This is a genomic window from Mesorhizobium sp. WSM4806, assembly GCF_055811635.1.
Window position 1 is genome coordinate 393,998 of sequence record NZ_JBVVQZ010000002.1, and the last position, 13,363, is coordinate 407,360.

The following is a 13,363-nucleotide window of genomic DNA, read 5'->3' on the forward strand; positions in this document are numbered from 1 at the left end:
CGAGAAAGCGAGTAATATCAACGGATTAAATGGTGGGTGCGACAGGGATCGAACCTGTGACCCGCTGATTAAGAGTTAGCGGTGTTTTCTCGGGCTAAGTGCCTGATTTTGCACCTAAATCCTTGAAGAGCCTCGTATTTCCGATCGCCAAAGAGCGTCAAAGTCGGAAATAGCGGGTGTGTTCGGCAACACGATGCCGAACACACCTCACGGTCAACGAGGAAAAATGTCGATACAACCAATGGGTGCCGGGTCGAAAAAGCCCTGGCCTGAAGGCACCATCGAAGACTGGCAGCAAGGAGCCAGCTATGGGTGGCTCGCAGACAAGTACGGACGATCGTATAGCACGGTGGTCAAACTCGTCCGTCGAGCCAAGGAAATGGGGACGAAGCGGGTCGAAATCACATCGAGCAGGCGTAGGGGCGGCCGACAGGCCCTGGCCGGCCAGAAGCCGTTGAGCTACGGGCATCACTCGATTGGGATCCGTCTCAACAAATTCCGGGAAATCGACCATGCCTTCACATATCAGGAGATGGCTGATCAGATCCGGGTCAACCGACTCACGGTGCGGAAGATGGAGCTCGGGCTCCACGACTTCACCGTACGGGAGCTGCAGAGCCTCGCTTCCGTAATGAGCACCAGCATAGAGGAGTTGATGAGACCATTCGCACAATGATCGATGAACGCCTGAAGAATTATTGGGGAGCCGTCCGCGGACTGCGACAGACCCCCAATCGCACGGAGTGGCTCAAAGGTCCTTTCCAGCTGGCTATCACGCTGGAAAAGGACCCGAGGCTCCGAGCGCTGCTCACGAGCATTCATAACGAGGAAGTCAAACAGCCGGCCTAGTGCCGGCTTTTTTATTGGGAGACGGAAATGAACGACAACCTGAAACCGACGATCGCCGAGCTGCTGGATCTGAAAGCGAAGCTCGAGCCGCTGGAGGCCCAGTATGAGGCCGCCAAGGAGGTCATCCGCGCAGCCGGCGCCGACACTTACGACGTCCCCGGGAAGGGCAAGGTGATCGTCGGCGCCCCGGTCAAGAAGGTGGCTAAGGGCACCGAAATCGTGATTGACCCCGAAAAGCTCGCCCTTGCGAACGCAAAACTGAAAGCACAGCTTTTCGCCCTTGGAATTCTAAAAACCGAGACGATCTATACAAGAGCGTCGAAAGCCAAGGTCGAAGTCAAGCTCGCAGAGGAGGTCAAGAAGGCAGCGTGAACGGCATACACTGGGAAGGCGACATCGCCTTTCTCATCCAGGGCGAGAGGATAACAACCGCCTTTAACTTCGAGATCCCGTGTCCGTTCGAGTCGAGCAAGAACCCCTGCGATCATCGCATCGATCTCCGAGCTGAAGTAGACCCCTCCCGCTTCCACACCGACCCGCTCGTAGACGCCATGTCACCCGTCCCCCAGAACATGGGGGACCAAGCGGTGTTCACCTCGCAACAAGACCTCTCCATCATCCTGGCGACACTCTCCAGGATGTCGAGCCCAACCCGGCTCCCGATCGCTCCCTTCTGGAGCCTCCGACCTGACAAGATCATCAGATCCCTCGGATACACCAACGTCCAGCCCCTCGTCCTGACCGGCGTTCGGGCCAAGGACAAGCGTTTCGTTGATCAGGTCCTGGAGGCGGTCCCCTACCTCCCCCGCCGGCTTGTCCTGCAGGGCGAACCCACCCTCGTTCTCCGGCCGGAGGCGAGACGAACAACCACAACTCTAGGGCAAGTCAATATTGCCGATCTCGTCTCCCTACCATGGGAGGCGTACGGCGCCCATTTGCTCAAACAACACATGCTTTCAAAAGGACACTGAAAATGAACACCGAACGTCAAGCCAACGTCATTGCCGCCGTCTTCCACGAGAACAGCCGCAAGTACCACTATTTCTGCCCGTACCCGGTGCGCGTCGGTGACCATGTCATCGTCGACAGTCCGTACAACGGCTACACCTGCGTGAAGGTCGTGGACATCCTCCCGAACGGCTCGATGAAGGCGACCAAGAACGTCATCCAGGTCGTCGACGACACTGAATACAAGGCCCAGGCTGAGCGCAAGCGACGGGCCGCCGAGATCGAAGCTCAGCTGGACCGGCGGGCCAAGGAATTCTCGAAAATCCAGTTCTTCAAGAAGCTCGCCGAGATCGACCCGGTCGCCAAGGATCTCGTCGAGGAGCTGGAAAAGCTGGCGGCATGAAGAAGCTCTGGAAGGAGATCCGGCACGGCTGGAAAATGATGCGCCGGTGGTGGGCATGAGAGGGATCGACCTATTCATCCTGCTCGTCTTGGTCCTCTCTACTGCGGGTATCAGCTTCACTGTCGGTGCCGAACACAGTCGGCAGCAGATCCGCAATATGGCCGAGGAATTGGCGAACGAGCCCCAAGGCACCAACAGCTTCTCTCGATGCCTCACCCAAATGTGGGAGCAATCGGGGGAGCTCGACCCGACCTGGAAAGGGCAACGCCAATGGCATCTGAACTGAGTGACCACCATCGGTTCTGCCGGATCGACTACTGGAAGCGGAACGACGAACAATATCTCGTTTCGTCCTCCAAAGAGGAGGACTGGACCGAATGCGTAGTTGGACCGTTGAGCACCTACTCCCCCTACGGGGAGCAGCGGTTCATCCGTGGCCCGGACTCCGACTACCAGATCCAGAGCCTCGTCTCGCTTCTGCGCCAGGCCTACGAGCTCGGCCAGCGAGCCAAGCTCTGCCAAATCCAAAACATGCTGGGGATCAACTCATGATCGACCACGACCTGAAAGTCCTGCGAGCCGTCGCGGGCGACGATGACGCCATTGATGGGTGGGGCGCCGCAGTCGGCGTCTCGCTCGGTTACCTGCAGGGCTCCGGCTACGTGACCCAGAGCATGTGGCCGGAACCCACCGACAAGGGCTGGAACTACCTCCGCGACGAGGGGATCGAGATCTACGGGAAGCTGGAGATGTTCGACGGCCAGCTCCGGCGCGTCGAAGACCCCACCCGCCACGGCTGGTTCCGCTTCAACAAGCACTACGACCGCGGCGGCTACTGCGACAATCCTGCACGAGGATATTGACCATGATCACAACGAGGGAATTCAGCCACAAGGCTGAAGCCATCTCCAAGGCCGCCGCCCGATACGAACAGATCCACATGGCCCTCAAGTGGTTGGATGAGTTCGAGAAGGGCAACGATATCAAACCGAGTTTCAGCGGCCACATCGCCTCGTCCTGCCCCGGCTACAAAGAGCTCATGTTGCTGCTGGGTGAGCTCGGCCAAAACCGCATGAAGGAGTTCATCACGGAGTTCAAGAAGCTCGCTTGGGAGCAACTGAGGGACCTCGACAAGAAGTATGGATAACACATCAACCAACCGGAGAAAACTATGTCTGAACGCAATATAGCTGCCTTCACCGCATCCTCGTACGCTGGGCACTACCCGCCTTACATTTCCATAAACGAAGTTGATGGTGAGATTGAAATCTCAGTTCGATCGGCAGGGAGCGGCCTCGCCGATGGCACATATGCAAAGATCAGCCTGACCCCAGATCAGTTCGACGCGCTTGTTGAACCGGTGATCGCGCTTTCGCTTGTCAAAACTAGCAGAGCCTCAGCCGCGGCCGCACTACTTCTCGCCGCTGGAAAGCTCGGTGGAATGAAGCGTGCCGCCGTGCGCTCAAATATAGTCGGGCACCTTTCCGAGGCTTATCGGGCGGCCGAGTTTGAGCTTCAACACCTCGCCGAGACGGTGAAGCGCGGGGATGAAGTTCGCGACCACAACGGATTGGTTCATCGATTTGGCGGCGCTGCCAATGCCGAGCCGAACTTCATCGATCTGGGCGGGCGTCCCGGCGATGTACCGCGGTACATCCCGGGTGACGCACCGTGGCCTGCAGATCATCCCCGAGACGAGCACGGCCGGTTGCGAAAATGACTGATCTAGCTAGCCGCCTGGAAGAGGCTCGAGCCGAGGTCACTCGGCTCGAGCGAGAGATCGCCCAGGGGCCGTGCCGGGAGTACGGCCACCAATGGCAGTCCCACGGTGGCTGCAACGCTGGCTGCAGTGAAAGCTGCGGCTGCTCGGTCCCCGTCAACGTCTGCGCGAAGTGCGGAGACTGTGACTACGGCGACAACGAGGAAGCGGACCAGGTCCGCAAACATTGTGAGAAAACGAATGGCTGACCTTCTATTTCTCGAGGTCGAGCGAGCCTCCAGCGACGACGTCAAGTTTTACGACGACGCCAGCCCACTTGCGACTGGCTGGTATCGCTACGAGGACAGCTCGGCCTACCACTCGAGCATCCACCTGCGCCGGTTCCGGATCCTCCGGGAGACGCCGAAAGGCGTCTGGCTGGACGACTACGGCCAGGAGCGGTTCGTCCTGAAGGACGCCAGGAGGCGTTGGGCATACCCGACGATCGAGCTCGCTCGCGAGTCCTTCCTGATCCGGAAGCAAAAGCAGGTCGCACACCTGGAAAACTACCTGGCGCACGCAAAGGCAGTGTGCGATGCAGCGGAGAAATTCTTCAATGGATGATGGTGTATCGCTCCGCGATTACCAGATTGCCGACCTCGCCTACTATATCCGCAACCCGAAGTGGCTGAACCTGTCCGACCCCGGCACAGGAAAGACACCCTCGGTCTGCGTGTATCAGTGGTGGTTGTGGAGGGAGCATGGCGTAGGTTCTGCGTTCGTCATGCCCCTCTCACTTCTCAAGAAGAACCGGGACGAGATCCTCCGCTTCACGGATTTCAAGCCCGACGAGGTGACGATCGTGACTGGGCTGCGGCCCCTGTCCCCTTCCCAGCAGAAGCTCGCCACCACGCTGCTTGAATGGGACCACAGCCGCAGCAAGTATGAGCTGTTCGGCTCGCAGAAGGTCACCTTCAAGGCGCTGCTCGACGCCGGCGTGGCGCGCAAGGACATGACCATCGACAAGCGGATGCTCGTCGCCCGCACCAAGCTGCCCTACGAGTTCGCCAACCCCGGCAACACAAAGGTGTTCCTGATGGGGTTCGACGCCTTCTCAACCCACTGGTCGGCCCTGCCGAAGTTCGTCAAGGCGGTCCAGGTGGACGAGATCCACAAGGGCTACAAAGGTGACGCCTCGCAGCGGACCCAAGGCTTCTACGCTTCGTTCTCCTCGGGGCCGATGGAGTATTTCGGCGGCATGACGGGCACGCTCGTCTCCGGCCGTCTGGACAGCGCCTACCCGGCGATCCGCGTGATCGAGCCGCGCTACTATCCCTCCTACAAGGGCTTCTACTACTACCACTCGATCGAAGATCCGATAACCGGAAAGCTCAAGGCGTGGCGCAACCACGAAAAGCTGTCGGCGATCTTCGGCAAGCATGGCATCCGCCGGACATTCGAGATGGTCTACGGCAAGGAGGCCAAGGTCATCATCCCCGAGTGGGTGGAGATGTCCGAGAAGCAGCGCGAGCTCTACAATAAATTCAAGGACGAGGCCTTCCTCGAACTGGAGAAGTTCTATCTCGACGGCACCCAACCAGGTGTTGGCTTCATCCGCGCCCGCCAGATCATGGAGCATCCGAACTCGTTCCCAGACCTGTCGACGGGAGAAGGCACCATCGACATCATGAAGGGCGCCCGCTGCGGTAAGGAGGAACGCCTCGACATCCATTTCGAGGACCACGCCCGCACCGGTAAGCCGGTGATCGTCTATGCCGCCCTCAAGCCTCAGCAGTATCGGATCCTGGAGCTGGCCCGCTCCTACGGGCTGAAGGCTGATATCCTGAACGGCGACGTCACGCCTAAGCAGCGGGGCGAGGTCGACCTGGCGTTCCGCGAGGGGCGCCTGAACTGCATCATCGCCTCGCCGGCCGTCGCCGACGTGGGCTTCAACTGGCAGTTCTGTGGCGACCAGGAGGTCGACCACATGATCTTCGCATCGCTCGATTTCCTCGACACGACGGTCCTGCAGGCCTACCGGCGCGCGATCCGCGGCAAGCGTGGCAAGCCGCTGCGCATCACGGTCCTGCTCTACGAGGACAGCCTGGATAACCGGATCACCTGGATCATCTACGAGAAGAGTTTGGACGCCCACAAGGTGGACCCAACTCAGCCGGTGCTCAAGCTGTTCGAGCACAACATTGAAGGAGAAGAACTAATGAAGGAGGCAGCATGAAGATTGTGTACGCTCGATGTGAGGGTGATTGGGAGGGCATCTATATAGACGGCATCTGCACCCACCAGGAGCACTCGATCAAACTGATGGACGTCCTGCAAAACATCAAGGACGAGAAGAGGATCATCACCGAGCTCGAAACCAAGTGGACCAACACGGACTGGATGGACCAACGCGGGTCACTTCCAACAAACATTGAGGAGGTCGTCTGGGAACAATAATCCCGATACTATAGGACAAGAAGAGAAGGCCCGTCGAATTTCGGCGGGCCTTTCTTATTTCTCCATTACCGCAACAATGCGGTGTTGAAAACGCAAAACTGAAGGAACTGTTCATGAACAATATCGACGCTGCCATCAGCCAGGCCACCGCCGCCGCTGCCGCCATCCCCCAGGACAATGCTCAGCACAACAACGCCGGCACCGCCGTCGCTCCTGCTTCGCAGAACCAGGGTGCTGTCGCTGCCGGTCGTCCGATGGGCCTCGACGACGCGATGGCGGGTGCCATTGTCGTCGACGAATGGCTCAAGGTCAACGAGCACGGCCTGCAGATCGGCGCCAAGAAGCCGCTTCTGGAGGAAATCAAAGTGCGGATCGACCTGAGCGACGTCGCCTACAGCGAGTCGGTCAAGTACGGCAATCCGGCGACCTACCGGAAGACCTACGACCGCGTGATGACCACGGACGGCTCGACCTGGCCCCAGGCCCTGTCGGAAGCCCGTGCGGTGGACCCGAAGGCCCGTCCATACAAGTCCGCGGACATTAACCTCGAACTCGTGGACGACATCAAGCTGAAGGACGAGACGGTCAGCGCCGGCACCGTTCTCGGTCACTCGTTCTCGACCACCGGCTTCAAGAGCTTCGCCAAGCTCGTCAAGCAGATGACCAAGGACGGCGCCGACCCGGCTGGTGACACAATCGAGGTCACGGTGGGCTACATCGAGCAGACCTCGAACGGCAACACCTGGGGCATCCTCGACTTCCGCGACTACAAAGTCGTCGGTTAAGCCCAACTGGGGCGGGGCTTAGCCCCGCCCTTTTTCTTTCGACAATCTGGAGAACAAAATGGACGACACCGAAAACAGCCAGACCGTGGCTGCAGGACAACTGCGCGCCTACATCGAGCGGATCGAGCGGCTTGAAGAAGAAAAGCAAACGATCAGTGACGACATCAAAGAGGTCTACGCCGAGGCTGGTGGGACCGGCTTCGACAAGAAGGCTATCCGCAAGATCGTCGCCCGCCGCAAGCTGGATGCCGCCGAGCGTCAGGAACAGGACTCGATCCTGGATCTGTACGAGGAAGCCCTCGGCATGGCGACCGCCGATTGATGCTCCGCGTGTACGATATGAACTCGTACATGAGGGTGGTGCTCGAGACCGACATTAGCGGTCTCGGGCCCCGCAACTTCATGCAGGACGTGTTCGCCTGTCCCGACCCAGTCATCTGTGTTTGGGACGGACCCAAGGGAAGCCAGAAGCGCCGCGAGATTTTCGCCGGATACAAGGTCGGCCGTAAGGCACCGGACACCGGCATCTACAACGGCTTCCACATGACCCAGCGTGCGCTGGAGCACACGAAGGCCATCCAGATCAAGGTCCCCGGCTACGAGGCCGATGACGTGATCGCGCTATTGACCCGCCGCTACGCCCCCAAGGGCCAGACGGTCGCGATCTTCTCCAACGACTACGACATGATGCAGCTCGTCGGCGAGTTCCCCAAGAACGTCGTCTGCGGGGCGAAGCCGAAGGCTGATGTCCAGCCCCAGCATGTGCGTCTCTACAAGACGTGGGTCGGCGACAGCTCGGACAAGATCCCCGGCGTGCCTCGCTTCGGTGAGAGCCTCTGGCTTGAGAACGGCCCCGTGCGGCTCCAGCGCGCCACCGACAAGATCTTCGCCGGCGACACCAGCTGGCCTGGGGACGTCAAGCTCTACCCCAAGATGGTCGAGTGGCTCTGCGAGAACCCCGACCAGTTCAAGGCCTTCTGGGAGATCGTCGGCTTCCTGGACGTGCCGGAAGACCTCGTGACCGAGCACACCACCATCGGTCAGCCCGACTACGCCAAGGCTGACGCAGCCCTCCGGGAGTTCATGCAATGACAATCAAGACCGTGCTGGTCGACGCTCGCAACGTCGAACAGTTGATCCCGCACATCGTCAGCCAGGTGAAGGCCAATCCCTTCAACGGACTGGACTGCGAAACCCAGGACGATGCACGCCACGAGGGCCTGAACCAGTTCATGAAGGTGGACCCGGTCAGCCGGAAGAAATCGCCGGCCAAAAAGCTGGTGTTCGATATGCGCCGGACTGTCATGACGGGCTTCTCGGTCTACCCCGAGACGTCGGACACAGCCTACTACCTGAACCTGGCGCACGCCGACGTCCAAAACCGCATCCCCTGGGACGCGGCCAAGGCGGTGTTGGAGGCCAAGGCCGGCGACGCCTACTGGATCGCCCACAACGCTCCCTACGAGTTGAGCGCATTCAAATCCTGCTTCGGCTTCGATCTGCCGGAGATCATCTGCACCCTGCAGATGTGCGTGTCGGCCTATGGTCCCGACGAGTACGACATCAACAACTTCCGCTACGCCGGCCGCGGTGCTTTCGCCCCGCTGATCCCGCAGATGATGCAGCTTTGCTCGCAGGGTGGTTTCGACACCGAGAAGGGTGAATTCACCGACAGCCGACTGGCCGAAATTGTCTACTCGATCATCGGCAAGCAGTCGAAGGCGGCGCACAGCTATAACGGCTACGTCAACGACCTGGCCTATGGCTACGGCCTGAAGAAGGCGGTGAAGTCGTGGTTCGGCTACGACATGACGACCTTCGAGCAGGTGCTCGGCGACAAGGCCCACATGGGCCAGCTGACGGGCGACGAAGTCGCCGCCTATGGCGCCGACGACGCCTACTGGGCGCTGCGCATGTTCCGTCGACTGCTCCAGTACATGGTCGACACCAACCGCGGCGTCACGCAGACGTTTTTCAACCAGGAGAACCCGATGATCCACCTGTTCGCGCAGATGCGCGAGGTGGGCATGAAGGTGAACTTCGACAACATCCTGGCACGCCGTGCAGAGGAGCGCGAGAACACCGCTGAGGTGCTCCGCAAGACCAAGGCCAGCGTCAAGGAGCTGTTGCCGTTCCCGGAGGAGAAGCACCCCGGCCTGCAGAAGCGCGACAGCTGGTATCAGAAGGGCGCCGACAAGTACCGCAAGCAGATCGAGGACTGGTGCAAGCTGCCGGACTGGCCGGACGCTTACAAGCAGTGCATCCAGGTTCGTGGAGCGGTGTCGAACGCCTGGGCGAGCGAGAAAGGCCAGCCCGAGCCGAAGGGCGTCAATCTCTCGCACTACATGCCGATGCGGACGATCTTCTATGACCTGACGGGCACCAAGGTGATCGTCAATCAGAACAAGACCCAGTCCGACGCTGAGGCGCGCGGCAAGCTGATCGACCGCTTCAAGGAGGACGGCCACGAGACGGCCAAGAACCTCCTGGTCTCGATGGGCGAGCTCGCCAGCATCGAGCAGCGCATGAAGCTCTACCTGACGCCCTACAGCCAGCTCACCGACCCGGAGACCGGCCGGATGTATCCGACCGTCACCTCCATGCTGGCGTCCCGGCGCATGGCCTGTGAAGACCCGAACGCCATGCAGCTCGCCAAGCGTGGCGAGAGCACGTACGTCCGTGGCTTCTTCGAGGGGGACGATGACGACCATCTGGTTCTGTCCCGCGACTGGTCGGCTATCGAGCTGGTCATCATCGGGGAGTTGAGCCAGGACCCGACGTTCATCGACGCCTACTGCCAGATCCCGCACAAGGATCTGCACGCCGGCTCGGCGACCGCGGTGCTCGCGGCCGACTGTGGCGGCCTGACGGAGACAATCTTCAAGTCGCTGGCGAAATTCGACACGGTCGAGACCTTCCTGGAGGAATTCGGCGGCCAGTTCAGCAACCACGACCGTCTCTTCACCAACCTCAAGGGCGAGCCGCTCGAGCCGAACAAGGCCTACAAATACTGGCGCACCGAGGCCGGCAAGAACTCGAACTTCAACTACTGGTTCTCGGGCTGGCTGGCGACCATCGGTGAGCGGATGGGCTGGTCGCAGGAAAAGACCAAGATGGCGACCGAAATGTATCGGGACCGCTTCTCGGTCGCCGAACAGTGGCGCACCGGCCTGATCGAAGAGATCGCGCGTGAAGGCGTCGTCTACCTGCCGGACGGCCACCGTCGTGTCCGTTGGGAGGCCACGAACCAGTGGCTCATGTCGTTCAAGTCCAAGTTTGACATGGGCTCTGGTGCGGAGTTCGCGACCTATAACGCGCTCGTCCACTGGATCGCGAAGAAGATCCAGAAGCGGGCGTTCAACCAGGGTGTCAACTCGGTCGTTCAGGGCACATGCGCCACCATCGCCAAGCGCACGGCGATCAGGGTGATGGCCAGGATGAAAGAGATGGGCTGGGACTTCCGCATCATGCGGCTCATGGTCCCGATCCACGACGAGCTCGTGTTCTCGGTCCACCACAAGCATGTGTTGCCGGCAATGAACATGCTCGGCGACGTCATGAACAACCATCCGGACATCTTCAAGGCTTGCAAGCTCGACAGTTCGCCGGCGCTCGGCGTCACCTTCGAGCCCTATGACCCGAAGAAGGCACCGGCTGGCCAGATCGAGCTCTACGAAGCGCCCAAGCTCCCCGGCGTGCTGCCGGAAGACACCGAGGGCCAGCGCCTGAACGACGACCAGGTCCTGTCGGTCGTCGACTACCTCATGTTCCAGAAACGCAAGCTGCTCAAGGAGGCCGCATGAAGCTGCAGCTCATTGGTCGTCACATCCGTGACGATCAAGACTTCGTGGTCTCGGAGGTCAACTCCGAGGTCAACATCCTGATCCTGATCTCCTTGATGGAGCAGAAGATCGAGGAAGACCGGCCAGAGGGCTCCAACTGGCGCTACTCCATCCAACCTACTGAGGAGGCTTACAAATGAGCATCATCACCGCCAGGGCCAAGCTCCTGGCGATTGCCGATCGCGCCCCGACCGAGCTCGGCGTCGAGATCATCGACATCGTCGAACAGGAAATGTTCCGCGCACCACCCATCCGGAAGGCTCGCAGCAAATCGACAAGCCTCACCGAGGGAATGCGCCGGCGGATCAAGCGCTACGCCCACGAGAACCCCGACGCGACCTTCCATGAGATCGCCACGCACCACAACGTGTCGATCGGCCGCGTCTCCGAAACCCTCAACGACAAATACCCCAACCGAAAGGCCAGCATTCAGTGATTTCATCCAACCCGATCTATAAGCTCGACACCCAGGGCCGTCTGCGCAGCTGGCGATACGAAGTTGACGGCAACCGCTGGCGCTCGACATCTGGACTGGTCGACGGCGCCCAGACGCCCACCGAGTGGACCGTCTGCTCGGCCAAGAGCCAGGAGACCGATGAGGCGCAGGCCCTGTTCGAGGCCGAGGCCGAGGAGCGCAAGAAGCTCGAGCGCCAGTATCACCGGACGCCCGAGGCCTGCGCCACGCCGAACTTCTTCGAGCCGATGCTCGCTAAGGGCTATAAGGGCAAGATCCAGTTCCCGATCGCCAGTCAGCCGAAGCTGGACGGCATCCGCTGCATCGCCCGCGCCGAGGGTCTGTTCACCCGCCAGGGCAAGCCGATCGTCTCCTGTCCGCATATCGAGGAAGAACTGGTGCCGTTCTTCATCGCCGACCCGGACCTGGTGCTCGACGGCGAGCTTTACAACCACGCCCTGAAGGCTGACTTCGAGCAGATCGTCTCGCTTGTCCGCAAGCAGGAGCCGAACCCGGCGACCGCCGGTGTGGTCCAGTACCACGTCTACGACATCCCCTCGTTCGACGCAGGCTTCTTTGCCCGCTCGGCGGTCGTGAGTGCCATGCTCGTCGATTGCACCCACCTGGTGTCCGTCGAAACCCGGATGGCCTTCAACCAGGACATGCTCGACGCCGACTACAGCGAGTATCTGGCGGAAGGCTATGAGGGTCAAATGGTGCGCCTGGACAACCCGTACGAGATCGGCAAGCGTTCGGCGAACCTCCTGAAGCGCAAGGAGTTCCAGGACGCCGAGTTCAAAATCGTCGAGGTGGTCGAGGGCGTGGGCAACTGGTCGGGCTACGCTAAGCGGCTCACGGTCGAGCTGCCGGACGGGCGCACCTTCGGCGCCGGCATTGCCGGCACCCAGGACTTCTGCCGCAAGCTGCTGGACGAGGCTGACGCCTGGGTCGGCCGCCAGGCCACCGTGAAGTTCTTCACCCCGACTGGCGACGGCATCCCGCGCTTCCCAGTCGCAATCAAATTCCACGAAGGAGCACGCTTCTAATGGAGTCAATCAGCCCCGAGCAGCGGGAGGCCATGCGGTTGGCCTTCCGCAATGAAAACCGCCGCTCTTTCGACCTGGAGAAGCAGGAGGAATATGCTTGCCCGAAGTGCGGTGAGACGAGCGGCAACGACTGGTCGCAATGCAACGGGGTCTGCCCCATTGCGGGATCGCCCCACTTCGATCCCACGATGGGCAACCGTCGTTCTGCCCGTCTCCTGAACGAGGAGGTCGACCAGTTTGCCAAAGCCGCCACGCGTGGCCAAGGCAACCGCAAGGAGCGCCGGCGCCAGCAGGCAGAGCTCAAGAAGATGTGGAGGCGCTGATGGGCTTCCCCGCACCCTTTGTCGGCTCCCGGCCGATCGCACCACCCAAAGGCCGCGATGACATCCTCCCGGGTCATTTCTTCACCAACAGACGCTTCGTCGTAAGCGCTTGGCAACTCACCCCCGAGGAGGTGGCCGTGATCAACCACAACGCCGGCAAGATCTTCGCTGCCGTGGGGACCGGCGAAGCCTTCTACCCGACGCTAGTCGGATCGTCGGAGTCGGTCAGAAGGATGCTGATCGACTACGGCGGCACGTTCCCGAGCCAGCCGGTGGAGGTGATGGCGTAATGTTCGAAAAGATCAAACTGAAGAACGCGCTCATCATCTGCTTCCGTTGCGATGGCTGCATGGGAACTGACCACACCTTCCAATGGATCGGCACCGTCACTGGTTTCGAGAAGACTCGGTTCGCCGGCTGGGCGGCCCAGGTCAAGATCATCAAACGCGACGATGCCGGGGACTGGCGTGACCGCGACCAGGGCTACGAGATCGTTCCCATTTCCGAACCACAACAACTCGCTTCCGGCTTCTTCGCCGTCTATCGATAAAGGAACA

At 60.5% G+C, this 13,363-nt stretch carries 22 protein-coding genes; all 22 read left to right on the forward strand.

Annotated elements, in window-relative coordinates:
• Nucleotides 1-226: 226 nt before the first annotated feature.
• The 22 genes from AC0L2M_RS04510 (at nucleotide 227) to AC0L2M_RS04615 (ending at nucleotide 13,356) form a co-directional block, all read left to right on the forward strand.
• Nucleotides 227-676 (forward strand): hypothetical protein, encoded by a 450-nt coding sequence (locus AC0L2M_RS04510; RefSeq protein ID WP_473534142.1) that lies wholly within the window; start codon nucleotides 227-229, stop codon nucleotides 674-676.
• Between the two features lie 200 nt (nucleotides 677-876).
• Nucleotides 877-1,221 carry a hypothetical protein gene (locus AC0L2M_RS04515; RefSeq protein ID WP_473534143.1) on the forward strand — a complete coding sequence of 115 codons (345 nt, stop codon included), beginning with the start codon at nucleotides 877-879 and terminating at the stop codon, nucleotides 1,219-1,221.
• Nucleotides 1,218-1,820, forward strand: coding sequence for a hypothetical protein (locus tag AC0L2M_RS04520; RefSeq protein WP_473534144.1), 603 nt, complete (start codon nucleotides 1,218-1,220; stop codon nucleotides 1,818-1,820). The genes AC0L2M_RS04515 and AC0L2M_RS04520 overlap by 4 nt, the downstream gene beginning before the upstream one ends.
• A 2-nt stretch (nucleotides 1,821-1,822) precedes the next feature.
• Nucleotides 1,823-2,200, forward strand: coding sequence for a hypothetical protein (locus tag AC0L2M_RS04525; RefSeq protein WP_287094959.1), 378 nt, complete (start codon nucleotides 1,823-1,825; stop codon nucleotides 2,198-2,200).
• Between the two features lie 55 nt (nucleotides 2,201-2,255).
• Nucleotides 2,256-2,486, forward strand: a complete 231-nt coding sequence (locus AC0L2M_RS04530; protein ID WP_473534145.1) for a hypothetical protein — start codon at nucleotides 2,256-2,258, stop codon at nucleotides 2,484-2,486.
• Entirely contained in the window at nucleotides 2,471-2,752 is a 282-nt protein-coding gene (locus AC0L2M_RS04535) for a hypothetical protein (RefSeq protein ID WP_473534146.1), read from the forward strand. The genes AC0L2M_RS04530 and AC0L2M_RS04535 overlap by 16 nt, the downstream gene beginning before the upstream one ends.
• The gene (locus tag AC0L2M_RS04540) at nucleotides 2,749-3,063 is read left to right on the forward strand and encodes a hypothetical protein (RefSeq protein WP_473534147.1); all 315 of its coding nucleotides are present in this window, start codon (nucleotides 2,749-2,751) and stop codon (nucleotides 3,061-3,063) included. Before AC0L2M_RS04535 ends, AC0L2M_RS04540 begins: the two co-directional genes overlap by 4 nt.
• Nucleotides 3,064-3,065: 2 nt before the next feature.
• Entirely contained in the window at nucleotides 3,066-3,347 is a 282-nt protein-coding gene (locus tag AC0L2M_RS04545) for a hypothetical protein (protein WP_287228469.1), read from the forward strand.
• Nucleotides 3,348-3,371: 24 nt separating this feature from the next.
• On the forward strand, nucleotides 3,372-3,920 hold the full coding sequence (locus tag AC0L2M_RS04550) for a hypothetical protein (protein ID WP_473534148.1): 549 nt from the start codon (nucleotides 3,372-3,374) through the stop codon (nucleotides 3,918-3,920).
• 240 nt (nucleotides 3,921-4,160) lie between these two features.
• Nucleotides 4,161-4,523, forward strand: a complete 363-nt coding sequence (locus AC0L2M_RS04555; RefSeq protein WP_473534149.1) for a hypothetical protein — start codon at nucleotides 4,161-4,163, stop codon at nucleotides 4,521-4,523.
• Nucleotides 4,516-6,135 carry a helicase-related protein gene (locus AC0L2M_RS04560; protein ID WP_473534150.1) on the forward strand — a complete coding sequence of 540 codons (1,620 nt, stop codon included), beginning with the start codon at nucleotides 4,516-4,518 and terminating at the stop codon, nucleotides 6,133-6,135. Before AC0L2M_RS04555 ends, AC0L2M_RS04560 begins: the two co-directional genes overlap by 8 nt.
• On the forward strand, nucleotides 6,132-6,356 hold the full coding sequence (locus AC0L2M_RS04565) for a hypothetical protein (RefSeq protein ID WP_473534151.1): 225 nt from the start codon (nucleotides 6,132-6,134) through the stop codon (nucleotides 6,354-6,356). Before AC0L2M_RS04560 ends, AC0L2M_RS04565 begins: the two co-directional genes overlap by 4 nt.
• Nucleotides 6,357-6,469: 113 nt before the next feature.
• Nucleotides 6,470-7,141, forward strand: a complete 672-nt coding sequence (locus tag AC0L2M_RS04570) for a hypothetical protein (RefSeq protein WP_473534152.1) — start codon at nucleotides 6,470-6,472, stop codon at nucleotides 7,139-7,141.
• A 58-nt stretch (nucleotides 7,142-7,199) separates the two neighbouring features.
• The gene (locus AC0L2M_RS04575; RefSeq protein WP_128204377.1) at nucleotides 7,200-7,463 is read left to right on the forward strand and encodes a DUF2312 domain-containing protein; all 264 of its coding nucleotides are present in this window, start codon (nucleotides 7,200-7,202) and stop codon (nucleotides 7,461-7,463) included.
• Nucleotides 7,464-7,492: 29 nt separating this feature from the next.
• The gene (locus AC0L2M_RS04580) at nucleotides 7,493-8,233 is read left to right on the forward strand and encodes a hypothetical protein (RefSeq protein WP_473534153.1); all 741 of its coding nucleotides are present in this window, start codon (nucleotides 7,493-7,495) and stop codon (nucleotides 8,231-8,233) included.
• Nucleotides 8,230-10,944, forward strand: coding sequence for a DNA polymerase (locus AC0L2M_RS04585; protein ID WP_473534154.1), 2,715 nt, complete (start codon nucleotides 8,230-8,232; stop codon nucleotides 10,942-10,944). The genes AC0L2M_RS04580 and AC0L2M_RS04585 overlap by 4 nt, the downstream gene beginning before the upstream one ends.
• Nucleotides 10,941-11,123 carry a hypothetical protein gene (locus tag AC0L2M_RS04590; protein WP_292047737.1) on the forward strand — a complete coding sequence of 61 codons (183 nt, stop codon included), beginning with the start codon at nucleotides 10,941-10,943 and terminating at the stop codon, nucleotides 11,121-11,123. The genes AC0L2M_RS04585 and AC0L2M_RS04590 overlap by 4 nt, the downstream gene beginning before the upstream one ends.
• Nucleotides 11,120-11,419, forward strand: coding sequence for a hypothetical protein (locus tag AC0L2M_RS04595; protein ID WP_287210595.1), 300 nt, complete (start codon nucleotides 11,120-11,122; stop codon nucleotides 11,417-11,419). The genes AC0L2M_RS04590 and AC0L2M_RS04595 overlap by 4 nt, the downstream gene beginning before the upstream one ends.
• Nucleotides 11,416-12,483, forward strand: coding sequence for an ATP-dependent DNA ligase (locus AC0L2M_RS04600; RefSeq protein ID WP_473534155.1), 1,068 nt, complete (start codon nucleotides 11,416-11,418; stop codon nucleotides 12,481-12,483). The genes AC0L2M_RS04595 and AC0L2M_RS04600 overlap by 4 nt, the downstream gene beginning before the upstream one ends.
• The gene (locus tag AC0L2M_RS04605) at nucleotides 12,483-12,806 is read left to right on the forward strand and encodes a hypothetical protein (protein WP_473534156.1); all 324 of its coding nucleotides are present in this window, start codon (nucleotides 12,483-12,485) and stop codon (nucleotides 12,804-12,806) included. The genes AC0L2M_RS04600 and AC0L2M_RS04605 overlap by 1 nt, the downstream gene beginning before the upstream one ends.
• A complete protein-coding gene (locus AC0L2M_RS04610) occupies nucleotides 12,806-13,096 on the forward strand; it encodes a hypothetical protein (protein ID WP_473534157.1) in 291 nt (96 codons plus the stop codon). The genes AC0L2M_RS04605 and AC0L2M_RS04610 overlap by 1 nt, the downstream gene beginning before the upstream one ends.
• Entirely contained in the window at nucleotides 13,096-13,356 is a 261-nt protein-coding gene (locus AC0L2M_RS04615) for a hypothetical protein (protein WP_473534158.1), read from the forward strand. The genes AC0L2M_RS04610 and AC0L2M_RS04615 overlap by 1 nt, the downstream gene beginning before the upstream one ends.
• The last annotated feature ends 7 nt before the right edge of the window (nucleotides 13,357-13,363 follow it).